Source organism: Enterococcus sp., from assembly GCF_032555305.1.
In the GTDB taxonomy this organism is placed as follows: Bacteria; Bacillota; Bacilli; order Lactobacillales; family Enterococcaceae; genus Enterococcus_A.
Map to the genome: position 1 here is coordinate 1 of NZ_JAWGOQ010000033.1, position 23919 is coordinate 23919.

At 40.5% G+C, this 23919-nt stretch carries 27 protein-coding genes; 10 read left to right on the plus strand and 17 right to left on the minus strand.

The window, feature by feature from the left end; genetic code table 11:
- Positions 1-213: 213 nt before the first annotated feature.
- Positions 214-585 (minus strand): YxeA family protein, encoded by a 372-nt coding sequence (locus tag E6139_RS18975; protein ID WP_316405104.1) that lies wholly within the window; start codon positions 583-585, stop codon positions 214-216.
- Positions 586-805: 220 nt separating this feature from the next.
- Here E6139_RS18975 and fsa point away from each other — a divergent pair, with 220 nt between their 5' ends.
- A complete protein-coding gene (gene fsa / locus E6139_RS18980) occupies positions 806-1459 on the plus strand; it encodes a fructose-6-phosphate aldolase (protein WP_316405105.1) in 654 nt (217 codons plus the stop codon).
- A gap of 44 nt (positions 1460-1503) precedes the next feature.
- Here the strand turns inward: fsa and E6139_RS18985 are convergent, their stop codons facing one another.
- From E6139_RS18985 to E6139_RS18995, 3 genes are all read right to left on the minus strand, one after another.
- Positions 1504-2526, minus strand: a complete 1023-nt coding sequence (locus E6139_RS18985; protein ID WP_316405106.1) for an LPXTG cell wall anchor domain-containing protein — start codon at positions 2524-2526, stop codon at positions 1504-1506.
- 260 nt (positions 2527-2786) lie between these two features.
- Positions 2787-3728, minus strand: a complete 942-nt coding sequence (locus tag E6139_RS18990; protein ID WP_316405107.1) for a DNA/RNA non-specific endonuclease — start codon at positions 3726-3728, stop codon at positions 2787-2789.
- 23 nt (positions 3729-3751) lie between these two features.
- Positions 3752-4021 (minus strand): hypothetical protein, encoded by a 270-nt coding sequence (locus E6139_RS18995; RefSeq protein ID WP_016178166.1) that lies wholly within the window; start codon positions 4019-4021, stop codon positions 3752-3754.
- A 132-nt stretch (positions 4022-4153) separates the two neighbouring features.
- On the opposite strand from E6139_RS18995, the gene E6139_RS19000 reads away from it, so the two are divergent.
- Positions 4154-4870 (plus strand): DUF5131 family protein, encoded by a 717-nt coding sequence (locus E6139_RS19000; RefSeq protein WP_316405108.1) that lies wholly within the window; start codon positions 4154-4156, stop codon positions 4868-4870.
- A gap of 132 nt (positions 4871-5002) precedes the next feature.
- On the opposite strand, the gene E6139_RS19005 is transcribed toward E6139_RS19000, so the two are convergent.
- The gene (locus E6139_RS19005) at positions 5003-6574 is read right to left on the minus strand and encodes an Nramp family divalent metal transporter (protein ID WP_316405109.1); all 1572 of its coding nucleotides are present in this window, start codon (positions 6572-6574) and stop codon (positions 5003-5005) included.
- 164 nt (positions 6575-6738) lie between these two features.
- Here E6139_RS19005 and E6139_RS19010 point away from each other — a divergent pair, with 164 nt between their 5' ends.
- Positions 6739-7176 carry a hypothetical protein gene (locus tag E6139_RS19010; RefSeq protein ID WP_316405110.1) on the plus strand — a complete coding sequence of 146 codons (438 nt, stop codon included), beginning with the start codon at positions 6739-6741 and terminating at the stop codon, positions 7174-7176.
- 59 nt (positions 7177-7235) lie between these two features.
- Here the strand turns inward: E6139_RS19010 and E6139_RS19015 are convergent, their stop codons facing one another.
- The 4 genes from E6139_RS19015 to E6139_RS19030 form a co-directional block, all read right to left on the minus strand.
- Entirely contained in the window at positions 7236-7574 is a 339-nt protein-coding gene (locus E6139_RS19015; protein WP_316405111.1) for a hypothetical protein, read from the minus strand.
- Between the two features lie 299 nt (positions 7575-7873).
- Complete coding sequence (locus E6139_RS19020) at positions 7874-9403, minus strand: ABC-F family ATP-binding cassette domain-containing protein (RefSeq protein ID WP_316405112.1); 1530 nt, start codon at positions 9401-9403, stop codon at positions 7874-7876.
- A gap of 516 nt (positions 9404-9919) precedes the next feature.
- The gene (locus tag E6139_RS19025; protein ID WP_316405113.1) at positions 9920-10066 is read right to left on the minus strand and encodes a hypothetical protein; all 147 of its coding nucleotides are present in this window, start codon (positions 10064-10066) and stop codon (positions 9920-9922) included.
- 178 nt (positions 10067-10244) lie between these two features.
- On the minus strand, positions 10245-11324 hold the full coding sequence (locus E6139_RS19030; RefSeq protein WP_316405114.1) for a type II CAAX endopeptidase family protein: 1080 nt from the start codon (positions 11322-11324) through the stop codon (positions 10245-10247).
- A 196-nt stretch (positions 11325-11520) separates the two neighbouring features.
- On the opposite strand from E6139_RS19030, the gene E6139_RS19035 reads away from it, so the two are divergent.
- Together E6139_RS19035 and E6139_RS19040 are read left to right on the plus strand one after the other, a co-directional pair.
- Entirely contained in the window at positions 11521-11889 is a 369-nt protein-coding gene (locus E6139_RS19035; protein WP_316405115.1) for a nuclear transport factor 2 family protein, read from the plus strand.
- Positions 11890-11916: 27 nt separating this feature from the next.
- Positions 11917-12207 (plus strand): hypothetical protein, encoded by a 291-nt coding sequence (locus tag E6139_RS19040; protein ID WP_316405116.1) that lies wholly within the window; start codon positions 11917-11919, stop codon positions 12205-12207.
- Positions 12208-12295: 88 nt separating this feature from the next.
- On the opposite strand, the gene E6139_RS19045 is transcribed toward E6139_RS19040, so the two are convergent.
- From E6139_RS19045 to E6139_RS19055, 3 genes are all read right to left on the minus strand, one after another.
- Positions 12296-12844 (minus strand): ECF transporter S component, encoded by a 549-nt coding sequence (locus E6139_RS19045; protein WP_316405117.1) that lies wholly within the window; start codon positions 12842-12844, stop codon positions 12296-12298.
- Positions 12834-13652, minus strand: a complete 819-nt coding sequence (gene thiD / locus E6139_RS19050) for a bifunctional hydroxymethylpyrimidine kinase/phosphomethylpyrimidine kinase (protein WP_316405118.1) — start codon at positions 13650-13652, stop codon at positions 12834-12836. The genes E6139_RS19045 and thiD overlap by 11 nt, the downstream gene beginning before the upstream one ends.
- An 87-nt stretch (positions 13653-13739) precedes the next feature.
- Positions 13740-14276 (minus strand): PadR family transcriptional regulator, encoded by a 537-nt coding sequence (locus E6139_RS19055; protein WP_316405164.1) that lies wholly within the window; start codon positions 14274-14276, stop codon positions 13740-13742.
- A gap of 107 nt (positions 14277-14383) precedes the next feature.
- Here E6139_RS19055 and E6139_RS19060 point away from each other — a divergent pair, with 107 nt between their 5' ends.
- Complete coding sequence (locus tag E6139_RS19060) at positions 14384-14917, plus strand: phenolic acid decarboxylase (RefSeq protein ID WP_316405119.1); 534 nt, start codon at positions 14384-14386, stop codon at positions 14915-14917.
- 51 nt (positions 14918-14968) lie between these two features.
- On the opposite strand, the gene aspD is transcribed toward E6139_RS19060, so the two are convergent.
- Positions 14969-16564, minus strand: a complete 1596-nt coding sequence (gene aspD, locus E6139_RS19065) for an aspartate 4-decarboxylase (RefSeq protein WP_316405120.1) — start codon at positions 16562-16564, stop codon at positions 14969-14971.
- A 341-nt stretch (positions 16565-16905) separates the two neighbouring features.
- On the opposite strand from aspD, the gene E6139_RS19070 reads away from it, so the two are divergent.
- Positions 16906-17160, plus strand: a complete 255-nt coding sequence (locus tag E6139_RS19070; RefSeq protein ID WP_316405121.1) for a hypothetical protein — start codon at positions 16906-16908, stop codon at positions 17158-17160.
- A 120-nt stretch (positions 17161-17280) separates the two neighbouring features.
- Here the strand turns inward: E6139_RS19070 and E6139_RS19075 are convergent, their stop codons facing one another.
- Positions 17281-18015 (minus strand): YdcF family protein, encoded by a 735-nt coding sequence (locus E6139_RS19075; protein WP_316405122.1) that lies wholly within the window; start codon positions 18013-18015, stop codon positions 17281-17283.
- Between the two features lie 98 nt (positions 18016-18113).
- Entirely contained in the window at positions 18114-18374 is a 261-nt protein-coding gene (locus tag E6139_RS19080) for a DUF6442 family protein (RefSeq protein ID WP_316405123.1), read from the minus strand.
- A 350-nt stretch (positions 18375-18724) separates the two neighbouring features.
- Between E6139_RS19080 and E6139_RS19085 the strand changes: the two genes are divergently transcribed.
- A complete protein-coding gene (locus E6139_RS19085) occupies positions 18725-19339 on the plus strand; it encodes a histidine phosphatase family protein (RefSeq protein ID WP_316405124.1) in 615 nt (204 codons plus the stop codon).
- A gap of 505 nt (positions 19340-19844) precedes the next feature.
- Here the strand turns inward: E6139_RS19085 and E6139_RS19090 are convergent.
- Together E6139_RS19090 and E6139_RS19095 are read right to left on the minus strand one after the other, a co-directional pair.
- A complete protein-coding gene (locus E6139_RS19090; RefSeq protein WP_316405125.1) occupies positions 19845-20339 on the minus strand; it encodes a GyrI-like domain-containing protein in 495 nt (164 codons plus the stop codon).
- A 67-nt stretch (positions 20340-20406) separates the two neighbouring features.
- Positions 20407-21372, minus strand: coding sequence for a GIY-YIG nuclease family protein (locus E6139_RS19095; RefSeq protein ID WP_316405126.1), 966 nt, complete (start codon positions 21370-21372; stop codon positions 20407-20409).
- Positions 21373-21617: 245 nt separating this feature from the next.
- Here E6139_RS19095 and E6139_RS19100 point away from each other — a divergent pair, with 245 nt between their 5' ends.
- Both E6139_RS19100 and E6139_RS19105 read left to right on the plus strand, forming a co-directional pair.
- On the plus strand, positions 21618-23249 hold the full coding sequence (locus tag E6139_RS19100) for a glucosaminidase domain-containing protein (protein WP_316405127.1): 1632 nt from the start codon (positions 21618-21620) through the stop codon (positions 23247-23249).
- A gap of 130 nt (positions 23250-23379) precedes the next feature.
- Positions 23380-23904: a GNAT family N-acetyltransferase gene (locus E6139_RS19105; RefSeq protein WP_316405128.1), complete on the plus strand. Its 525-nt coding sequence runs from the start codon at positions 23380-23382 to the stop codon at positions 23902-23904.
- Positions 23905-23919 lie beyond the last annotated feature (15 nt).

Here is a 23919-nt window from a genome sequence, read left to right on the forward strand (position 1 = left end):
CTCCATTTACTATGTGATAAACTTTCTTTGTCCTTTTCCATAAGGACACCTCCTATCTTTGATGGTGATGCGGTCGGGAAACCAACATCAGTTTATCAAGTTTGGGAGGTCTTTTTAATACCACGCTGGAAGCTCTTTTGAACCACCAGCATAGCAGGTGGTTTTCAAACATACAAAAAAAATGCAGGAATGATTTCAATCATTCCTGCATTTTTATCTTGGATCAATTTCTTTTAACGCTTTTTCAGGCACTTGATCACGGCGAACTTCTTCATAGGTTTCAATATGAGCCCCTTTATTGGATAGTTTTAAATAGCGATCAGTCTTAAGTTCAGTGATTCCGTTAAATTGGATCGTCCGTGTTTTGCCATTTTCATCAGCAGCGATTTGCTGGTAGTTTGCTGTTCCGTAGCCATTGACTGACTGTGGTTTCGTTGTTTTTACATAAATTTCACTTTTAGGAACTAAAGGATTCAGCTGGTCAAGGGTACCTGCAACCTCACTGGATGAATTTTTGGAATAAAGCATCGCTCCAAATAGCAAGATGAAAATTCCGATGATAACTCCAAGTATTTTTTTGATCATAAATCGATTGATCGTCCTTTCAAATTTGATACATTTAGCTTATCAAGGATTCATGCGCCAAAAATCGGGCGAGGGACCTATCTGCGACTAACAAAACTGTCACAAAGGTTCGGGCTGTTGTTGAAGTGGTTGAGGTGAGTGAGTATACTTGAAGAGAAGGAAAGTCGGCGGAATGGCAAATGATGTTGCAGTGGAACAAGCTATTAAATAGGAGGAAAACATGAAATTTTTTCTAGACACAGCGAATGTTGAAGAGATCGAACGAATCAATCAGCTAGGATTGGTAGACGGTGTTACGACAAATCCCACGATCATTGCAAAAGGAGGGAAAGATTTCGAAACGGTCATCAAAGAGATTTGCGAATTAGTTGATGGACCGGTCAGCGCGGAAGTCACTTCGTTGGACAGCGAGGGCATGATTCGCGAAGCTCGGGAGATCCATCAATGGGCGGAGAATATCGTTGTGAAGATTCCCATGACCGAAGCAGGGCTAAAGGCTGTTCATACGATCTCGCAAGAAGGCATCAAAACCAATGTCACCCTGATCTTTTCTGCGGCACAGGGGTTGATGGCGGCTAAGGCTGGAGCCACCTACGTCAGTCCTTTCTTAGGACGTCTGGATGATATTGCTTCTGACGGCATTCAACTGGTGTGTGATTTAAGAGAAATTTTTGATATTTACGACTTTGATACAGAGATCATCGCAGCCAGTGTACGAAATCTAGGACACGTCGAAGAAGCGGCTTTAGCAGGTTCGGACATTGCGACGATTCCAGGAAATCTGTTCCCTAAATTATGGAGTCATCCTCTTACTACTAATGGCATTGCCCAATTTGAAGCCGATTGGCAAGCCTATCAAGAAAAGAATAAATAAAAAAATCAGTGAGCGAAAATTTCTTTGCTCACTGATTTTTTGTCCTATTTTTTACGGTTTCGGCGAACCATGATAAACGCGATCAGCGCTAAGATAATCACACCGGCTACAGTCAACCAGGTGCGTCGTTCTTCACCTGTTTTTGGCAGGAAGCCGCCTTTATCTTCTTTTTTGTCATTATCATTATTTGCAGGTGACTTGTTTTCGGCACTTTGCGTGGTTGAAGTTTCCGTAGAGCTTTCAGATGTTGAAGTATCTGTCGTACTGGAGCCGGTCACCCCATTACGAACATCGTCTTTTTCTGCGTAACGACTGATCCAAGCGATGATTCCAGGGAAGAAGTCACCTTCGGTTCCGATCATTTTTTCCTGAATCGGCGAAATGTACTTCAAGACATTCGTCAATTCTTGATTGCTCATTTGGCGGATCGGCATGAAGGAGCTGTTGCTAGGATAAAGTGCTGCTAGATAAGCTTGCAGACTATCAATCTGATCAATCATTTCAAGAGCATTGGTATAATTATTTGGATTGTAGCTCAAAATATTTTCAATTTTATCCCAAGATAAGGTCTTATCTTTGTAAAGAGCTTGCAGGATACGGGCATAACCGCCGACATCCAAGCCGTAGGTATCAGTGCTTATACGTTCGCAAAGGGTCATGGCATTCAATAGTTGCTGATCTGAGTAGCCGTCAACTTCGCTTGGAGTGATGATAATCTTCATTGAATCTTCTTTTAGCATCTCGCGAAGCTTTGCGGGATCGTGTTCGCTGCCGATTGGATCGTTGCTTTTCTTCACGCCAGTTTCCTTTTCGATTTGTTCGATCGTATCATCCTTGGCTTGCTGAATATCTTTAACCTCGCTGTTTTCAGTCGGTTCAGCGGTTGTTGATTCAGTGGTAGAACTGGATTCAACCGTTGCACTGTCCGAGCTTTGAGTTTCAGTGGGGATTGTTTGTTCAGTGGCAGCTACAGGGGAATTATCCGCTGTAGAAGAGCTCTCAGTTTCGGCATTTACACCGATGGGGAAGAGAATTAATAACGATAAAGCAAAAAAAATTTTTTTCAAAGTAATCACTCCTTATTCAATAGTATGAGTTCATTTTTCAAAAAGCGAAAAATGAGTCTCATCTTCATGCCGTATACCATCCAACTAAATCATTCGAACAAATATCTGTTGTGAACTCTGTTAATACCTCCAATTATTATAAGTTGCAAAAAGTTGGACTGGCATTCTTATTCAATGTTACGATTCTATGCATATTTCGTAACATTATTGTAACATAAGAAATATATCTGTAAAGAGTAAATGTGAAAACTTTTGCAAATTTATTTTGCTGGTCGATATCCGGCCTTTTTCGCTTCCTCGATCGTCTTGAACCACGCGCGCGGATTGGTCGTATTGTTGTAATACTTACTACCAGGCAGATGATAGACACCGCTTTTTGAACCTTTGATCAAGCCTTTGCCGCTGCTATCGACGTATTCTTTGTCAGTAGAAGCGGACGATGAAGTTGAAGCGTGCGAGCTTGAACTTGTCCCGACAGTACTTGTACCATCCGCATAATTCAAAGTTACGCCGTTTTGTACGTTAAAAATGTAGACGTTGAAGTGAACATCATTGCTGCCAATTGACTGGGCCATCATGTGTACCCCGCGAGCTAAAAGTTCGTCATCACGAAATACAGGAACGACTGAGTAGCGAACATAATTTTTATTACTTTGCTCTAGATAATATTTAATATCCATTTCAAAACGCAGCATTTCTGGACTGTTCAACTGGCGTGTACCGGTAATCAAATTTTTCCAATTGGCGTTTTGTCCAGTTAATTGATAGCCAATCAAATGTGAACGGTTGAAGAGGTATTGCCCATTGATTTTTTTATTGTGCCAGCCGGTCGGGGTCACACTGGATATTTCCCCGCGTTTTTCTGTTGGCATCAGCTTTTTATTCAATAGCGCTTCAGCATCCGTCGCGCGATTCAAGTGGTCTAAATCTCCGTATTTTTCCCAAGGTCCATTCGTGGTTGAGAGGTCTTCTTTTGAAAATGTTGGATTATTTTGATTGATCTCGATCGTTTGCGTGCCCTCGTAATTGAGCTGGGCTAGGTCCTGTTGCCGCGAAACGACTTGGGCCTGTGTCTGCTTTTGTGTTTGTGTTGTTTGAGGCGTGTTTGGTTTTGCCTCTTGGAAATGGTCTTTTGCGCTATAAACAGCGAAACTAGCTGCCGCAATCACAATCGCAGCAACTAGTTTAGTTTTCTTTGACAAGGGAATTGCTCCTCTTCCTTCTATTATTCTGGTGCGCCGATGATCTTGATGTATTCATCAGGATTCATGATCTCAAAATGCTTGGCAACTAACTGATTGCGCTTGTTGCGGCGACCTTCGATATGGATCATATATTTGTTTTCCGGTAGACGAAAAACATAACTGGATAGATAACGGTCTTTGATCAAGACTTCCGTTTTATTTTCGCCATCGCTCATAATCAGCAAGGACATCATGATCGGCTTTTCTTGTAGTAAAATCGTCTTTTCTAACAAGCCGCGATATTCTTCCAAAAAATCACTTCCTTCTTTTTAAAATCTATGGCTTAATTTTAGCATTTTTAGCTAATTAATGCTCTGATAACGAAATAGCTCGCTATGCTCTTGATAAATTTGATAAGATAAAAGAAAAAAGCAGGTGAGACAATGGGCATGTGGAATCCATGGCGGGGCTGCCGTCGTGTCAGTGAAGGCTGTAAATATTGTTTTATTCATGAAGGTGATAAAAAACGAGCGGTCGATACCAGCAAGATTGAAAAGACAGCTCAGTTTGATGCTCCTGTGAAGAAAACCAAAAATGGCTATAAAATGAAGGGTGGTCAAATGGTCTTTGTTTGTTTTTCCAGTGATTTTTTGATAGAAGCTGCCGATCCATGGCGAGGGGAATGCTGGGAAATGATCAAGGAACGCAGCGATCTGAATTTTATGTTCCTGACCAAAAGGATCGAGCGTTTGATGGATTGTGTACCAGATGATTGGGGCGATGGGTATGACAATGTCACAATTGGTGTTTCAGTGGAAAATCAAGCGCGGGCTGATCAACGATTGTCGTTATTACAAGAATTGCCGATTAAGCATAAGAATATCGCTTGTCAGCCGTTGATTGAAGAAATTTCAATTAGTGACTATCTGAAAGATATCGAATTAGTCGTGGCCGGTGGCGAATACCATAAAAATGCGCGACCGTTGAACTATGATTGGATCTTGAAATTGAGGGAAGAAGCAGTTTCGCAAGGTGTTGCCTTTGAATTTCGTCAGTGCGGTACGCATTTTATCAAGGATCAGCAAGAATATCAGTTGAATTACCGCCAATTATTTTCCCAAGCAAAAAAGGCTGGGATTAATTGGTATCCAAACAAATAGTTGTAAGGTTAATAAGAAAAGAGAAGATTATTATTGTATATTTTTGTGGTTGAACTTCAGGAAAATCCTTGAAGCAGGAAAAATAAAGAAGCTCTTAGAAAATCCATTTAGCGATTTTCTAAGAGCTTCTTTTTATTCAGATATATCTTCATCTAGTTCCTTTACAGCGAGAGCAACACGTTTATTGCCTTTGTGCAATTCAACAATTGTCCAAACGAGCAATGCAAGAACAGCGGCGATCAAGACATAGGCGATGCTGTCTGCGGTCACGATTTCTGCCGTAGTTGGATTGTCTCCAAAGAAGCCTTCGATTTGGCTAGGCAGTCCGATTAGATTCAAATAAGTCAATCCAATAACTGAGATCCAACCCAGCAGTTGAATGATCCATTTGTTTTTAAAGCGTTCGCCCATTTCGGCACTGCTGTTGGTCATCATTAATAGTGGCAGCATGGAGAATGGCAGAGCAAAGGCCAAGAAAACTTGCGAATTATTCATTAAGTTATTCAAGGCTTCGTGTTCTTCAATCACGCCTTTTCCACTAAAGAGCAAGACGCAGATCAATACTGGGACTACAGAAATCAACCGTGTAACTAAACGACGCAACCAGATTGGCATCCGCATGTGGATGAAGCCTTCCATGATGACCTGTCCAGTTAAAGTTCCGGTAATGGTTGAATTTTGACCGGAGGCCAGTAATGCAACAGCAAATAAGGTAGATAAGGCACCAGTTTTGGCTACGTTCATCAAGATGCTGTTGCTCATAGTAGCCGGATTTGATAAAGCTTCGTATAATCCAAAGAATGAAGGATCTTTGACTGTTCCAGTCTTAAAGACCGCCACACCCATGATCAGCAGCAACGCGTTCACGATGAAAGCCATTGACAATTGGATATTGGAATCCCAAGTCGTGAAGCGCACCGCATTAGCTACTTCTTCTTCATCTGCATGATTGATTTTCCGTGTTTGTGAAACTGCGGAGTGGAGATACAGGTTATGGGGCATAACAGTCGCTCCGATAATCCCTAAAGCACCTGTCAACGGTGTTTGTCCGCCGATGGCTGGCGCATTTGAAAAAGTTTCCTGCGTTGGTACGAACCCTTTTAGAACATCGCCCCAGTTAGGATCGGACAAAGCTACTTGGTAAATAAAAACGAAAAGGATCACGAAGATCAAACACACGACGATTGCTTCGATCTTCCTAAAACCGATTTTTGTTAACAGTAAGAGCACGAGTACATCAAAGACAGTAATGAAGACCGCGATGACTAGTGGGATATTAAATAGTAAATACAATGCGATAGCGGCCCCGATAACTTCAGCGATATCTGTTGCCATAATCGCCAGCTCGGTTAAAATCCACAGGACGATTCCTAACGATTTACTTGTTCTGGCACGGATTGCTTGGGCTAAGTCCATTTGAGTGACAATCCCTAGTTTGGCAGCCATATATTGCAATAGCATTGCTACCAAGCTGGATAGTAAAATGACCGACATTAATAAGTATTGGAAATTTTGACCGCCAGTGATGGAGGTTGACCAATTTCCTGGGTCCATATAACCGACCGCGACTAGGGCTCCCGGTCCTGAATAGGCGAGTAATGTCCGCCAGAAACTTTTTCCTTTCGGTACTTCCACAGTACCGTTGACTTCCTCTAGAGAAAGTCCATTTGTATGTTTTAAAATGGGATGTTTACTTGAACTCAAAAGATTCCCACCTTTCTCTAAACTTTTCTACGATGCAATCATACACCCAAAATCAGGAAAATAAAAGAAAAAGATTCGGCGTGCCTAATTTTTTTCTGAAAGCATATTTCTTTGGCAATAATATGTTTTATTTTACACTAAAAAGAAGAAAATGAGGTGAGGGCATGACAGAATGGCATACTCAACTGGATGGTACTTGGGAAATCAAAGGAACAACTTTTCCAATGTGGCTGTCAGAAAAAAGAAAAAATCCACGGATCACCTATAAGCGAACGGAAAAAAACGCAGTAGAACTACTTGATTTGGTAGAATATGAAGTGGATGGCAAAACGAAGCAAATTAAAGGGATTGATCGTTTAGGCGCGAAGGGATTTATCTGGCGTGGATTGGGCGTTTTAAGGATTTTAAGCAGTCACTGGCAGGTAGTAACGATCAAAGGCGATGTCTTAGTGATTCGCTTTGAGAAATCGCTGGTAACCCCAGCAGGAGTGGATGTTTTAGTAAAAAAGGGCGCTATGATTCCTGATTTACGCGAGCGAGTAGCGGCGCATTACGAGAACTTTGGTTTGACTGCCGAAGAAAAAGATACCTTAAAATGGTAGCCATAACATCTGAATCCAGTCATACAAAAAGGCCGCGAAACGACGCGGCCTTTTTGTTCTTATAAGAGAGTAACACTTGGCTGACTTTCATACCAAAGCTCCTGCGGCGAATACGTGTCCTTCCCAAATAGAACCACGGTACCATCTTCTTGAATTTCGAATTCGGAACCTAACCACATGTTGGCAGGACCGCCCCAAAATAATAAGCGGCGTTTTCCATGTCCTCTTTTAATGGAATAGGCATCTAAATAGTCGTTGATATAATGTGATTTTAGATAGCGTTTTTCCCCATTATCAAATTCGATGACCAAAATATTTGCTGCATTTTCAACACGAACCGCTTTTGGAATATCTCCTTCTGGATAACTTGCTTTATGACTATTCTTTTTATTATTCATTAATATAATCCCCCTTTTTTTTAATGTAATAAGAATTGAAGGCTTGAAATGACAAATATCAGCGTAACAGACAAAGGTTTTTAGCGACTGTTGATTGGTTGACCCTCTACCATAAGTATATGCTCACAGCTATTTTGTACACAATAAACCTTTCGTTAAAAGAGGCTCAACCAACAGTTGAGTCTTGATCTATCAGCTTTTCTAGTGGATTTGTTACAAGAATCATTTGCTATCAAAAAAACTCCAACAGCAGAGCTGAAAACAGCACTGATTGTTGGAGTAGTTGATTTATTAGCTACTTATTGACTGATTTCAATCACACGATCGGTCCAATCCTGATAGAAGCCTTCTTCATGGGAAACAACAATGACAGTGCCGGCGAAATTCGCTAGGCTTTCCCGCAGGCTGTCTTTCGTTGCTTGGTCAATGTGGTTTGTAGGTTCATCGAGGATCAACAGATTGCCTTTTCGCATGGTCATCTGACAAAGCTTGACCTTCGTTTGTTCACCACCGCTTAGGGTGCTAAGCGGTTCCTGCGCTAGTTGATTCGGTAACCCTGCTTTGGCTAAATGTTTTCGCAACTCCTTGACAGTCTCTTTTGGAAAATGGTCACTCAAGTATTGCAGCGGCGTCTGATACGGATTTTCCCATTGAAGGTCCTGCTCGAAATAATTAACCTTCGTATTTGCTGGAAAATGGAATTCTCCGGCAATTTTTGGAATTGCTCCGATCAATGTTTTCAGCAAGGTTGATTTACCGATCCCGTTGAATCCGCGAATCGCGACCTTTTCACCATAACGCAACGTAATATTGATCGGTGCTAATAAGGGTCTTTGGTACCCAATTTCCAGATCCGTTGTTTCAAGTGCCAATGTTGTGACGATCGGTGCATAAGGAAATTCGAAGTGGGCAATCGCGTTTGAAGAAGGAGGCGTCAAGCGTTCAACTTTGTCCAATTGTTTTTGACGGCTTTTTGCCATGGTTGAACGGGAACCAGCTTTGTATTTGCGAATATAGGCTTCGGTTTTTTCAATCTGTTTCTTTTGAGAAGCGTATTGCTTCATATAGGTTTCTTGGAACTGTTCCTTTTGCTTCAGCGCTTTCTTCAAGTTGCCGGTATATTTCGTCAATTTACCAAACTCGATGTCCGCGATATGAGTCGTGATCTGATTCAAAAAGTCGCGATCATGGGAAATCACAACAAAGGTCCCAGAAAAATCCTGTAGAAATTGACTTAACCAAGCGACGTGATCATCGTCTAAATGGTTCGTCGGTTCATCCAGAATCAATACGTCTGGTTTTTCCAGTAACAATTTCGCTAAAATCAATTTCGACCGTTGTCCGCCGCTCAAATCTTCCAGCGGCGTATCCATGCCCAGTACATCTAGGCCCAGACCACTGCTCATTTCGGCGATCAAGGTGTCAATCTGATAAAAGTCGCCCTGATCCAGCTCCGTCTGCAAACGGCCAGCCTTTTCCAACAGCTTGTCATCCATTGATTCGCCGTATTCCATATACAGTTCACCGATTTTCGCTTCTTTAGCAAAGTCTGACGCATAAGCCGTCTTCAAAAAGTCCTTGATAGACAAGGTGGGATCAACTTCAACATATTGGTCTAAATAACCAACGTGGATATTTTTTTGCCAAGCGATGGTGCCTTCATCCGGCAGCTGCTCACCGGTAATAATCTTGATCAAGGTACTTTTTCCGGCGCCGTTCTGTCCAATCAGGCCGAGATGTTCCCCTTTATTCAAATGTAATTCTAAATCTTCATACAGGATCTTGTCGCCAAATTGTTGGGCGATCCCTGTTAAATCTAAGATACTCATGTTTCTCCTACTTTCTTGCTCAAATTCTCATCATCTAATAAAAGTAGGGAATAGTCAAGAAAAAAAGAGTCCTTTTTTTTGGACTCTAGGACTTTTTATAGTTGAGCAGAGAATAAAAAAATGATGATGTCGGATACCACATCAATGATTTGACCGAAAAATTCGATTACCCAACTGATCAACTCGCTAATAAACTGGATGATTACTTCAAACATTTCTCCACCTCATTAATGAAACAAGCTAGACAGCCAATTGATTGGATATAGAGACAAATGCAGGGTGATATGGGCCAACAAATAACTTATTGCGAAGAATGGAAATAACAGTTTTTTCATGATTATTCTACCTCCGTGAGTTTCGTAGCTTTAGTATAACTTGGAAAGAAGGGTAGAGGACATGCATTCACCTTATCATTAACGAACAATTATGTAAGCTGAGCACACAAAAAAGCCCCTGCTTTCAATTAGTGAGCAGAGGCTTTTAATTATAGGCTTCATTCATTGAGATGTGCGCTCCTTAGGCAGGTTTTTTTAAGTCGTAGATCGCTTGTTCAATGGTGATTCCAGTTCCTTGTTGACCGGTAACAGTCGAATACACAATAAAGATATTCTTTTCTAAATCAAAAGTCACACGGTAAGGTTTTTCTGTTTCAAAAAAAGTCATCTTCCTTCGTCCTTTCATTTAATAACAAACTTACAAATAAAAGTATAACACATTAAAATAAAATAATAAAACTAATTTGTATTCATAAACTATTTTAATTGTTTAAAATTTGAACTATTGCCAAAAACACCAAGACATCAATATCATTATTGCAGTCTTGGTGTATTTTACGTACGATTTATCCTAATCCAGCAGTTTTTTGTTTCAGTTCGACTTCTAACGCGTAGGCAACACGATCTGCCCGTTGTTCTGGTGTTGGATTGAGCTTGCTGCGGTCTCTGAAGAATTTAGTCAAAGCAGGCCAAGCATAGAAGAGGGTCATGAGGATTGCCATGGCACCAACTTGACTCCAGGTGATACTGTAGCCGCTCATGGATTCTCCACTCAGATCGCCGCTAAAAACTGGAATCAGGTTATTATTTAGAAAGTGCAGCGCAACGACCGTCCAAATATTATCGGTTTTCATATAGGCATAAGCATAAAAAATGCCATAAGCAATGCAAACAACGATTTGATTGGTAACGGAGATGATCCCAACCGATGGTGAAGTGTAAAAGAAGAAGTTAATCGGAAGGTGCCACAGCCCCCAGACGATACCAAGCAGCAGGACACCTTTCAGAGAACCGTAATTCTTTTGCAGAATTGGTTGGAGAAAGTAGCGCCAACCATATTCTTCACCAAAAAAAGGGACAAAGGTCAAAGGAGCTGAAATAAGGATAGAAAATAGAGCAATCCAAGTCATTGAATCAGAGAAGGTTTTTGCCAATGGTGCAAGGCTGCCTTCGGCTAAATAAGCGACAAGTGTTCGTACAATATATAGAAGGAGATAAAGCAGCACCATTCCAATTGTCGCTTTCCAATTTTTATGGGACAAACCATAAGCAGTTCGCTGCTGTTTCTTCGTTGTAATCAAGAAAATCAGTGATAATAAACCACCGAACATGGAAAAATATACCGCGATTCTATAAAGTGAAGGGTTATTCACAAACAAACTGATAAGGCTGAAACCGATCATCACCGCAGTTTGAAATAGATAGCACATAAAGAAGGTCTTCGGTATTAATTGTGTCCTTCTTTTACTAACCAATAGCGCGATCATAGAGCCCGCCGCAGGATAATACATGTGCGTAATCGTAAATAAGTTTAAATCTTTATCATGACTATAGCCGTACCACATGAGCAACCCCATGATAACAGGAAGCCCGAAAGCAATTACTGAAAAGATAGCAAGCTGCCGTTTTTCATTTTTCTCATTCATTTTGTTCACTCCTTTTAATAATCGTTTCTGAATAATAAAATTCTACCAAAAAGTGCACTCGGTGCGAAACAAGTATCTTAAACGGTTGTTCTTAAGTCCTGAATGACCAAAATGCCGATTGCTCTGTCTTTCATTTTTTTAAATCGATCACGAAAATTGTTATACTAATAAAAAGCCTATCTAGGAGGGAATACCTGTGAAGCGGATAATAGTCGAACAGTTCGTAGAAGCAATCAACCAGCAAAATCTATCAAAGATCATCGACATGATGACGGATGATTTTCAATTCATCGATACCTATGGCGAGTGTGAGGATAAAGAAGCGATGAAGACTGGTTGGCAGGGATATTTTGATTGGTTTCCAGATTATTTGATCGTGATTGAGGATTATATAGACAATGAAGAATTTGCGATGATCATTGGTAAAGCTAGTGGGTCTTACTTAGGTCAAGCTGAAAAACATTGGGCATTTCCGGCAGCTTGGAAGGTAGTCGTAGACGGGCAGCAAATAAAATCGTGGCAGGTTTTCTGTGATTCGAAAAAGCAATTGGATTCGATGAAATAGGGATTCTACAAAATGTAGAGGTTGATTATGATCATTCTTGCGGGCGGTCTATTTTTGACACAGTATCAAAATCAGAATCAGTGGGTTAAGTGCTTTAATCCGTATGAGAACATCTGGGTGGCGGATGATCCATTTGGGGAAGGAATGATTTTGGATTTTCAAGGCGGACAGTCGCCAGAAGGAAAGAATTATGCACTGGTTCAGCATAAAGGAACCTATGTGAAGCGAATTTCATTCATTTCCTGGGAATCGATACCTGGCGTTTACCGCGATATTATGAGTAAAGAATACTATGAAGTGCCGCCGATGGAAGAATAAAAGCGTGTCTAAGAATCGGATGATCGATTTTTAGACACGCTTTTATTTAAGCTTTCGCCCCTGCCAAGGAAGTTTATTATAGCATAATTTATACTGGTTGATTATGAAAAATCAGCTGCATTGCACGTCTTAATGGGAAGTAGACAAGGCTGACAATCAAAATCGTTGAAAATATATTGATTACTGTGGCAGGCATCGTAGCAAGTGCTGCGAAGAAGGCGGGTTTCAACTGTGCGCCAGCGATCATCGACATGACTGTGGCTTTGATGACTGACATGACGAATTTAGCAATACCGGCACTAATTCCGATTATGATCACTTGGCGAATACGTGTTGGTTTTTGTTTGAAAAAAGAGAAGGCGACGTATGCCGCAGCGCCAACAACGAAGCTTTCAATTAGAAAGTAAGGCGCCTCAGCCGCGAAACCATTTAAAATATCAAAAACGAAAAATCCGAGCCCACCAGCGAGTGATCCTTGCCAATAGCCGACCAGTAGAACTGCCAACAGTACGACAGAATTTCCAAAATGAATAAAGGCACCAGTTGGCAAGGGAATTTTAATCATGGTTCCCATTAAGGTCAGTGCCGCAAATAAAGCAACTAATACTAGGTTTTGAATTCGTTTATCATTGTTCATCTGAATACTCCAATCGTTTTTCTCCGTGGGTGTAGGCGCCATGCCATACATGGCCAACATACGGATTGATTTTTTCGCCCATCGCGATCGCCACTTGCACAAAATCGATTGCCAGCTTGATCGCTTGTTCAACGGGACAATTTTTCGCAATTGCCGCAGTGATCGCCGCAGCAAATGTGCAGCCAGCACCATGATTGTAGGGCGTAGCGATGACGGGATGAGGATAACGCTGAAAATTTCTGCCGTCATAATGAAGATCGAGCGTTTGTTTTGTATCTAACCGCGCGCCGCCCTTAATGACTACGTGTTGAACGCCAAATAAAGCAATTTTTTTCGCCGCTTCCTGCATATGTTTTTCAGAAGTGAGTTCACCCATTTCGGATAAAATACCCGCCTCCCGTAAATTTGGTGTAGTGATCAACGCCTGAGGGAGTAAGCTTTCTCGTAAAGCACGAACCTGATCATTTTGAATAAAATCTTGGGTACCTTTGCCGCCAATTACAGGATCAGCGATCAAGGGGATATTTTTTGGAATCCGCGCGCTGACTAGCTCGATGATTTCTTTCGAAGGCAGGAGTCCCGTTTTTATTGCCTCAATTGGTCCGGCGAAGACAGAAGCTAACTGCTCTTGAATCAGTTCTTCAGAAAGACTGTACAAATGATGGGTACCATCATTGGGATCTAAATTTACGATGGAAGTGATCGCGGCTAAGCCAAAGGTACCGAACTCTTGAAAGGTTTTCAAATCTGCCTCTAAACCACCGCCGCCAGTAGCATCTGAACCAGCGATTGTTACAACTTTTTTCATATAGTAATGCTCCATTTGTTTTTTAATAGCATATCTTTTTGAGTATCTGCTGAAAACAGCCAATTGGCTTTGTTTTTCCTCAGCCAATTATTGTTTGCGTGTCAAGCTCTCCAGCCAGTTTAAGTATTCCTCTTCACGATGAATCGCATGCATCAGGATGAGGTAATGTCCGTAATTTTCTTTGATCTTTTTGTCTGGAAAAACAGCAAGTTTGCGTTCTTCTAGATGAGCCAATTTTTTTTGATGCAAATCGATTTGCTGCTGAATCATCTCTGGTAGTCGATCGTCTTCCATGCTTTTTATAAAATACAATTTTAAAACAAACTCGTCCTTATTTGTCGGCAGCTCAGTGAGTGGTTCCTTAAGCCAGTCGAGTAAAGCGGTTCTTCCGGTGTCGGTCAGTGAATAGACCTTCTTTTCTAATTTTGTCCCCACGATTTCCGTTTGAAAAGCAATCCAGCCCTTTTTTGTGAGCTTAGACAGCTCAGGATAAATTTGACTATGCTTCGCCTGCCAAAATTCGCCTATTTCTGTTGTAAAGGCCGTTTTTATATCATAGCCAGTTTTTTTCTCTTCTTGAAGCATTCCTAGAATAATATATTGCAATGTATTTTTTTGTGCGATGGTAAACATCCCCCTTGACAATTGAATAGAATCATTCTATCATAATCAAGTAATCTAAAACATGTAATTAATTACATGTTTATATTGAAAAATTTGGAGGGATCAAATTGAAACAATTTAAAACATTGGCAGACTTTGTCGGCACACACTTTATTTATACCTATGATAACGGCTGGGAATATGAATGGTATGCAAAAAATGATCACACAGTAGACTATCGGATTCATGGAGGAATGGTCGCAGGCCGCTGGGTAAAGGATCAAGAAGTACAAATGGACCTCTTAACTGAAGGAGTCTACAAAATTACTTGGACAGAACCAACTGGTACCGACGTTGCGTTGGATTTTATACCAAATGAAAAGAAGCTGCACGGCACAATTTTCTTTCCTAAATGGGTGGAAGAGCATCCCGAAATCACGGTGACATTCCAAAACGAGCATATTGATGAAATGCTAGAGGCTAGAGAAAAATATGAAACGTACCCTAAACTAGTTGTCCCAGAATTTGCGAACATCACCTATGTTGGTGAAGCAGGGGAAGACAATGAGGATGTTATCAGTGAAGCTCCTTATGCTGGAATGCCTGATGATATTCGCAAGGGCATATATTTTGATGAAAATTATCGTCGGATCAATAAATAATGAGAGACGAAAAAAGTTCAACATTCCTAACGAATGTTGAACTTTTTTTTGCTATTTTGTTTTCATCCATTGGTCGCGGATCTCATCGGTTAAGCGAATGATTCGTTTACCGACTTCTGGGTATTGATTGGTAGCCAAGTTCGCTAAGGAAACACGCACTGCCCATTCGCTGCTGCCAAATGCGTTGGCTTTCAAAAGCATCAATTGTTCTTTTTCTGCTAGTGAGGTGAGAACTTTGGTGACCGTCCATTTATTTTTCAGATAATCAGCAAAGGCGTTGCCGTAACGTTTACGGGTCCAATCTTCGTAATTGATTTCGCAATAGTAGGCGGTGTCCAAATCTTCAAGCGGTTCTTGCAATCCTAATGTATTAAACAGTAATTTTTCACGTTGGCGGCAAATGTCCATGACTTCGGCTTTATAAGCTTTACCTTCATCTAACAGGCTGTATAAACTGAACATCACCATCATAACTTGTTGTGGAGCTGAAAGACCAGCGGCGTGGTTCAACGCAACATCGCGACTATCGGCTACGATCCGATCAATAAAAGTGATTGTTGTTGGATCAGCCGTCAGGGATGCATAGCGTTCATTCAATCGTTCGATTTTTTCCTGCGGCAAGTTGGCGATCAATTCGTCAAATAGATTATGTTTAGCGACAGCTATCGTTCCAACACGCCAGCCCGTTGCTCCAAAATATTTCGAATACGAGTAGATGCAGGCGGTATTATAAGGAATCTCTGAAAATAGTGATGTGAATACTGGAACGAAGGTCCCGTAAACATCATCGGTCAAGATCATCAATTCAGGATTATCTGTTGCTACGATATCCTTTAGTAAGTCAATCGTTGGTTGAGCCAATGCATTTGCTGTCGGATTGCTGGGATTTACGACAAAGACAGCCTTGATATCAGAATCGCGCAATTTGTTAATTTCTTCGTCAGGGTATTGATAGGTCATCTTGCCGTCGATCATCGTTTGTTTCGCTTGAACTTTAACAATGTCAAACGAATATTTTGGCAATTCAGGAATTTCCAAATAGGGTGCGAATGTCGGCAGCATCAAAGCGATCTTATCGCCGTGATTCAATAAAAAGTTATTGAAAAGTGTGTCAAAGATATAACAAATGCCTGCTGTTCCGCCTTCAACTGCGAAAATATCAAAAGGAATCGTGCTGTCAGAGAAAAGCTCCTGATTCAAATAGGCTTTAATTGGTCCTTCGCAGGCGGTCAAGCAACGGACCGGGTTAGGATAATTGTCGCCGATGATATGATCCAGCATATCGGTTAACCAAGCATCCTTTGGCATTCCTAGATAGTTATTGTCAGAAAACCAGAGCTTCTTCAAGAAATCGGCACCTTTACCAGGATGATCGGCTAAAAAGTCAGCAAATCGTTCACCGCGGCCTGTATCAGATTGGATCATTCCAGCTGTTAGTTCGCCCGTACCATATAACGTTTCTTGTGTAGCGAATTGGCCCAGTAAAAAGTAAGCCTCGCGGGGAGTAGGGGCGGTCCAGTTTGGATTACCTCGTCCTGCGTTCAATAGGTTGGTGACATTCTTATTTTCATGAATCTTTTGTTCTAAAAAGAGACTTAATTCAAAGGGACTTAATTCTTCTAAGGCTTGTTCAGTAATTGTTGGCACAAATACGACTCCTTCAACGGTTTATTTACCACCACAGTAACAAGAATAATTTTTAATACAGCGTAAATATGCTTAGAGTTTATGAGAAAGTTTCTGTTAAAAAACAAATAAAAAAGACTCGTTTTCTTTGCTTGTTTGCCTCCAACCCTAATAAACAGGCAAAGTTAGCGCTTACGATTTTCTAAGAATTCTATTTTTTAAGATTTTATTTCCCGAACAGATATCAGACTTTCGACCCATGTAAAAAATAAAGAAAAGAGGCATAATACTGTTATAAGTTAATCATTTGGAAATTATCGGACGTGGAAGTATAGATAAAGAAATTTAAGGAGGAATCCATGATGGAACAGTTGATAGCTATTGCGTTTATCGCATTGTTAGTATTTTTTGTTGTAAAGGTCGGTTCAGTTCTGTGGCGCATTGCCGGCGTATTATTTTTGCTATTTATCATTTACATGTATAAGGATCAGGTGATCTCGCAGGTTCAGAACTTTATCGCTAATCCGAATTTTGGCGGTCTGTGGCAGAGCGTTTCAAGTTTCTTCGGAGATTTGTTTGATAAGGTTGCTGGCTTCGTCAGTACCGTAATTGAATAAAAATAGGAAGTTCTCTGAGTGAGGGCTTCTTTTTTTGGAAACTATCTATGGATAGCCTAATTCATTTAGATAAATTGGAAAAATAGCCTCTGCTTTCAAAAAGCAGAGGCTATTTCTATCTTATTTTCTCTCAATATGCTCCAAATATTTCTGACATCGGCGATAACTTGCCAGGACGTTTTCGGGGACATCCACGTGAGGAATGAAGTTTGCGCCTTTGGGTCCATAACCGTGTTCATCGTCATTCAGTCGGCGAATCTCGCCAATAACTAGGGATAAGAAATAATCAGGTTCCCACCAGCTATCCATCTTGGGATTCTCAAATTGCGGTTTGGCATCAAAATTGATCAGCTTTGGTTGTTCGAAAAAAAGCGGTTGGATCGCTGATTGGCTTAAGCCCCATTCTTTACAAAAAGTGATGTGAGTACGCTTCTGAACCATTGGATCCTGCACGAGCCAAAAGCTATTGGGTGCGTCTTGATCAAAAAGGTCGTGGGAAAAGCGGGCATTTTCACCTGTATTGGTTGATTTTTTTTCTAAAACTTGCTCGAGACTGCGCGAACAGTAATGAGAAAAGATTTCCTGCGTGATTTCAGCTTCAGAAAGCTCCTCCCATTCTGAACGAACGAGCTCAGGATACATTTTCTTGCAGTTTGCAATCAAAGGAGCCGTGCCATGACCGATTCCACCCACAAAGATGATGCGTTGAATCGTAAGCTCTTCTTCACAAAACTTCGCCGCAGAAACGATCAAACTCGGTAAACTGTTACCGGCAATCACGAGTGTATCAGATTGAAAATTTGGTTGAGATGGAGCCGTCGTAAGATAATCCACGAGTGTAGCAAAATCGGACATAACTGCCTCCTTAATATTCTATCGAAATAGCACTATATAATAGTAGCAAAAATCAGGGCAGAAAAAAACTGCCAATAAAAAATATCGGCAGTAAGAAATCAGAAGAGATAGCGAATGAAGAAGAAGATGCATAAAGCGAATAGGATGACAGACAAGGTCAACCATGATTTCTGTTTGATCCACAGAAATTTTCCATAACAAAAAGCTGCGGCTGCCCCTGTAATAAGACTTACCAGATCCATCACTTGGCGTTCCTCGACAACGCGTGCAAGCATTAAAATGCTGAAAAGGATCAAACTAAATATACCTGCAGTAGCAAGTGCCAAGTCGGTGCTGGTTTGTTTTCGGTCTTTTTCCATGCGTTGTCCTCCATTCTTAAAGATTAATTGTCTAAATCAATTTTCATATTAATTTCAAATTAAATATCAAGGCTTTTTAATTGGTGAACGGCTACAAATTAAGAAAAACTGCATCGATATCATGTTCATTGTTGTTTTTATTATAAATGAATCCGATTCCAATGTCACGTGTTTCAGAATTTCGTATTTAAATAGAATGGCTAATTTTTGGGATTTTATTTAATAGGGCTAATCTTTTTGGTATAAATCACTGATTAGTAGTGTATACTGGGTGGGTGAAACTGTACATGTATGGAAATAAGACTCGTTTGCGAAAAACGAGGAGATAATAATGAATAGGGTGTGAGAGTGTGACTACTTTTTATTTTGTCAGACATGGAAAAACTGAAAATAATGCGGAAGGGCTGTTCAACGGAGGGACTGTCGATTCACCTTTGATTGAATCAGGTGTAGAAGCAACAAAACGAATGGGAAAACATTTAGCCAATATCCAATTTGATCTAGCATTAACTTCCCCGCAGATGCGCGCACAAACAACAGCAAAAATCATTCTGGAGGAAAATCCTACGCCGCCTGAATTAACAATTATTGAAGATTTGCGAGAAATGCGTTTAGGCGATTGGGACGGCAAAAAGATTGATCAGATTACAGCAGCTTATCCAGAGGACTTAAAAAATTATCGAACACGTCCTGATTTGTTCGACGCTGAAAAATTCCATGCGGAGTCTTATGAAAATTTGATTGCCCGTAGTACAAAGGTAATCCAAGATGTGGCAGAAACGCATCCAGAGGCGAAGATTCTAGTTGTTAGTCATGGGATTTTATTGATGGCATTACTGAATACGTTGAAGGGGATTCCTTTGGCGAAGATCCGTGAGAGCGGAATCGTGGATAATTCCAGTCTGACTATTCTGGATTATTCAAAAGAAAAACGAATTTTTAAATCTTGGGGACAAATGTTTTAAATGAATAAATAATGAAAATATACTCCTTTTTATCGATTGAACAAGCAGTTAAATTCAAATTGTAGACAGATATAAAATGATTGGACATATTCTAAAAAGAACTTGTTAATTATTGATGAATGTGCTAATTAAAAGTCTAAATGCTCGAATTAGTTATTTGTTAATTTTTAAGCTTATACAATACACATGAAAGTAACATCGGTTTTTTACCCGAATATGGAGTAAAACGCTTAATTTCAGCTTATAAATGATCGAACAAAATACAATTCAAGTCGATTTCCATCTTTATTTTCGAAATGCAGGGCTCGAAGATTATAAGTGACTTTTAAAAGGCTCTTTAACGTCTTGCGTTAAAGTGTTTTTTTATCTAAAAAACGGACTGCAAAGGGCCAGATAAAAGAACGTGGATATCATAGTGTTGAAGACTCAAAAAGCTTGCTTCGTAATAAAAAGCCCTTCAAGAATCGTCTTGAAGGGCTTCTCATCATGTTTTAATATATAGGCTTTAGTTTGTTAAAAGTTCTTTCCGTTTTGAACGGTAGGTTAGTTCGATCATCGTTTCTTGATCGTCCAACGGAACCGAGGCATCTGTCAAAAAGTATTCATAGCTGCGGTAGGTGAAGATGCCATTCTCTTGTTTGATCGCCTCAATCAATTCTTTATATGAATCCGTCAGGTCATCGTAGTCGCCAACGTAAAGTGTCCGTACGGCATGATAGCTAGGCAGTTCATAGCTTTGAAATTTCTCTGTGGAAGGAATTTCTTTACTAATAGGGAAGCCAATCTCCACATCTAGCAGCTCGTCTTTCGGCTGGCCTTGGTCATTCAGATTTAAATAGGAGATAAACGGTGTGCCAACCAGTTCAGCTCCATTTTTTTGAATGTATTCTAATAAATCTACAAAAGAAGTTCCGATGTAATTTGGTATGTGTTCGTGTGAAATATGCGTAGACATCGAAACAATCGTCTGTGCTGGTTTGGTAATCTTCTCAATTTGCATTCTTATCCCCCGTTTCATAACACTTACGATGATTGTAACAAGGATTGAAATCGAATACAAATAGGAACTATTTCTCTTGCGATTCAAAGCCTAAAACCTGTCCATGCTGGTTCAAGTAGTTGAAAAAAATGGGGAATAAATCAACATCAGCCTTATCTAAGCGTGTCTTGCCCTCAAGTCGCTGCCAGGTCTTTGCGGAGATCTCTTTTTCCAACCTTTTTTTTGCTTGCTGAAAGTTTGGTTTCCGTTGATAGATGACGCGGTTCAGCAGTTCGCCTTTAGCATATAGGTAACAATAATAGGAACCATTCTCCGGTAAGATCCCCACAAACGTTTGATTCTGCATAATCTGAATCAGCTGTTTATTGCGCCGCAAAAAACGCTGTACCGTTAAATAATTGTTCCACCATTGTGCGGAGGCTTCAAAGTCATGACGCTCGCTTGCAGCTTGGACTCGTTGATCAATCCGTGTCAGCAGAGCAGTTGATTGACCCGAGAGAGTTTGCTTAATCTCTTGAATACGCATGTCAAATTCGGCTTCAGGGCTGATTTCATCATACTTTTTCACGATGCCCTCCACATATTTTAACGGTCCATCTAGACGGTAGGTACTATTAATAATCTCCTTCAATTCCTGAATCTTGCTCTGTTTGAAAAAGGGACCAATCACCAGACCATCAGCAGACCACTCACTTAGAACTTTCAAGTATGGCGCCTTATCGATGAGTTGAAAGAACCCGTATCCCTCATAATAATTCATCATTCGATTATATCGTGGGCGAATTTGATGGATTAAATGGCATTCTAATAAGAGAGCGTCGAATTCTGTGTCAACAATCTCATAATCGAAATCATCGATCCAACGAATCATCTCTAAAACTTTTCGCGAGTGCTGCTTGTTTTGGATAAAATAGGAGCTGACTCTCTGCTTCAGATTTTTCGCTTTTCCTACATATATAATATCCCCACTCGTGTTTTTCATTTTGTAGATTCCAGGTGTTTTTGGTAAATTCTTAATTTTCTCTTTTAGCATATTTTCACCTCGTTTGTTCGATTTGACAAAAAAGATTTTTAACCAACTTTTTAAAAGACTATTGTAGAATCAATTTTTTTAGAAATTTGAAATTAATTGAAAAATAGGCGATTTTGGTCTATTCTCTGAAAAAATAATCTAAAATATCAAGAAATGCAGTTCATTAACAATGACCAGCCATTTCTATTGTGTTATAATTAATTACGTTAAGAAAGCAATGAGAGAGAGAAATGGAGAGATGTTAAATGTCAAATAAAGTTTTAACACGGCGCGAGTTGCGTCAGCAAAAACGACAGAAGACCATCAATTATCGCAATTTGAAAAAAGGGTCTGCTGTTGTAGGTACAGCACTAGTAGCGGTTTCAGTAGCGGCACCACTACTAAACACACATGAAGTAGAAGCTGTTGAAGGCAAAACGACTGCAACCACCTCAAACGTTGATAAAAAAGCGTTTATCAATGAAATTTCAAATGAAATCAAACCGTTAGCCGAAAAGCATGATCTTTATGCTTCGATTATGATCGCTCAAGCCATCGTTGAAAGTGATTGGGGACAAACTGATTATGCACAAGCCCCTTATTACAATTTATTTGGCTTAGAAGGTCAATATCAAGGCAAGTCTGCGATGCTAGATAGGAAAGACCCTGAAACAGGTACGACTGAAAAGAAAGAAATGAAACAATATGGGTCATATAAGGAAGCAATCGAAGACTATATAGAAATCTTGAAGACAACTTCTCGCGACGGCAACGAAAACTACTTTAGTGGTACTTGGCGCAGTAACGCGAAGGACTACCAAACAGCTGCCGCAGCGTTAGAAGGACGCTTCAATGACGATAAAGATTATGTTCAAAAATTGGTTTCAACGATTCAGGAACATGATTTAACTAGCTATGACGCAACAGAACCTGTAGTTCCGCCAGTAGCACAACCAGCAGTAGAAACACCAGCTCAACCAGTGCAATATACTGTTCAATCAGGAGATACAGTTGGCTCCATCGCCGCTCAATTCGGAATCAGCGTTGAAGATTTCCTTGCTTGGAACAATGTTTCAGACAGCAATATCTATGCTGGACAAACAGTAGTAGTAGGAAATGGTACAGTAACTGAAGCTGCAGCGCCTGTCGCTCAAACAGCTCCAGTAGAAACAGCAGCACCAGTTGTAGAAACGACTCCGGTTGTTGAGAACCAACCTGTTGTTGATAATACACCAATAGCTGAAGTAACACCAGCACCAGAAACACCAGTAGTAACACCAGAAGTACCACAAGCAGAACCAGATGCACTGGTACAAAAAGAACAAGCTCCTGCACAAGAAGAGCAAGCACCAGCTGAAGTACCAACTGTGGAGAAACAACCAGAAGTAGCACAGCCAGAGCAAACTCAGCCGGAACAGACTCAACCAGAACAAACACCAGCACCAGAACAGACAACACCGGAGCAAACGACGCCAGAACAACCAGCGGCAGAAACACCAGCAACAACGCCGGAACAAACTGCTCCTGAACAATCGACAAATTCACAGGGACAACAAATTGTGAATGAAGCTGAAAAATATATCGGCACACCATATGTATGGGGTGGGAAAGATACTAGTGGTTTTGACTGCTCTGGTCTTACTCAATATGTTTACAAGCAAGTAACGGGTAAAGATATCGGTGTTTGGACTGTAGCACAAGAGTCATCAGGTACAACAATCGATGTCAGCCAAGCACAGCAAGGCGACTTATTATTCTGGGGCGATCAAGGATCTAGCTACCATGTAGCAATCTCAGCAGGGGGCGATTCATACATTCATGCACCACAACCAGGTGAAAACGTGAAATATGGTTCGACTCAATACTACGCACCAGACTTCGGTGTTCGCGTATACTAAAATTAACTTAAAAATAATATCCAAGCAAACAAAAAGATAATACGTTTGTTTGGATATTTTTTTGTTGAAAAACAAGAAAAATATCCATTAAAATAAAGAAAAGTAAATTCTGATGAGGTGAGAGAAGTTTATGCGAGAAAAACAATTCGAAACCGAACGATTATTTTTTTCCTATTGGACAGCAAACGATCAGTCGCTCGCTGATAAATTATGGTCGGATGAACAGGTCACTCACTTTATTGCCAAGGATGGAAGCTTTTCAAGAGAGCAAGTAGTTCAGCGATTAGCTTTAGAAATTGAAAGCCAAACGAATTTCGGTTTTCAATATTGGCCGATCTTTCTAAAAGAAGAAGAGACTTTTATTGGTTGCTGCGGACTGCATGACTATGATTCGGAAAACCAGATTGCAGAGTTGGGCTTTCATTTAGTACCAGAAGCTTGGGGCCAAGGATTTGCGGAAGAAGCGGCTAGAGGTGTGATTGCTTATACAACAGGAGAAACAGAGTTGCAAGCCTTGTTTGCTGGGCATCATCCTGAAAATCTTGCTTCAAAGAGATTATTGGAGAAGTTGGGATTTCAGTTTCAGTCGAAGGAATATTATGAACCAACAGGGTTGGAGCATCCGTCATATCTTCTGAAGCTTCGTACCTCCTAATAGAATTAAACTGAA

Coding starts and splice junctions, on each gene's coding strand:
- E6139_RS19040 (WP_316405116.1), top strand. CDS start 11,917: ATGATCATTCTTGCGGGCGGTCTATTTTTGACACAGTATCAAAATCAG.
- E6139_RS19025 (WP_316405113.1), bottom strand. CDS start 10,066: ATGACTTTTTTTGAAACAGAAAAACCTTACCGTGTGACTTTTGATTTA.
- E6139_RS19020 (WP_316405112.1), bottom strand. CDS start 9,403: ATGAGTATCTTAGATTTAACAGGGATCGCCCAACAATTTGGCGACAAG.
- E6139_RS19015 (WP_316405111.1), bottom strand. CDS start 7,574: ATGAATAATAAAAAGAATAGTCATAAAGCAAGTTATCCAGAAGGAGAT.
- E6139_RS19010 (WP_316405110.1), top strand. CDS start 6,739: ATGACAGAATGGCATACTCAACTGGATGGTACTTGGGAAATCAAAGGA.
- E6139_RS19070 (WP_316405121.1), top strand. CDS start 16,906: ATGGAACAGTTGATAGCTATTGCGTTTATCGCATTGTTAGTATTTTTT.
- E6139_RS19080 (WP_316405123.1), bottom strand. CDS start 18,374: ATGGAAAAAGACCGAAAACAAACCAGCACCGACTTGGCACTTGCTACT.
- E6139_RS19030 (WP_316405114.1), bottom strand. CDS start 11,324: ATGAATGAGAAAAATGAAAAACGGCAGCTTGCTATCTTTTCAGTAATT.
- E6139_RS19045 (WP_316405117.1), bottom strand. CDS start 12,844: ATGAACAATGATAAACGAATTCAAAACCTAGTATTAGTTGCTTTATTT.
- E6139_RS18975 (WP_316405104.1), bottom strand. CDS start 585: ATGATCAAAAAAATACTTGGAGTTATCATCGGAATTTTCATCTTGCTA.
- E6139_RS19105 (WP_316405128.1), top strand. CDS start 23,380: ATGCGAGAAAAACAATTCGAAACCGAACGATTATTTTTTTCCTATTGG.
- fsa (WP_316405105.1), top strand. CDS start 806: ATGAAATTTTTTCTAGACACAGCGAATGTTGAAGAGATCGAACGAATC.
- E6139_RS19100 (WP_316405127.1), top strand. CDS start 21,618: ATGTCAAATAAAGTTTTAACACGGCGCGAGTTGCGTCAGCAAAAACGA.
- E6139_RS19090 (WP_316405125.1), bottom strand. CDS start 20,339: ATGCAAATTGAGAAGATTACCAAACCAGCACAGACGATTGTTTCGATG.
- E6139_RS19095 (WP_316405126.1), bottom strand. CDS start 21,372: ATGCTAAAAGAGAAAATTAAGAATTTACCAAAAACACCTGGAATCTAC.
- thiD (WP_316405118.1), bottom strand. CDS start 13,652: ATGAAAAAAGTTGTAACAATCGCTGGTTCAGATGCTACTGGCGGCGGT.
- E6139_RS19075 (WP_316405122.1), bottom strand. CDS start 18,015: ATGTCCGATTTTGCTACACTCGTGGATTATCTTACGACGGCTCCATCT.
- E6139_RS19000 (WP_316405108.1), top strand. CDS start 4,154: ATGGGCATGTGGAATCCATGGCGGGGCTGCCGTCGTGTCAGTGAAGGC.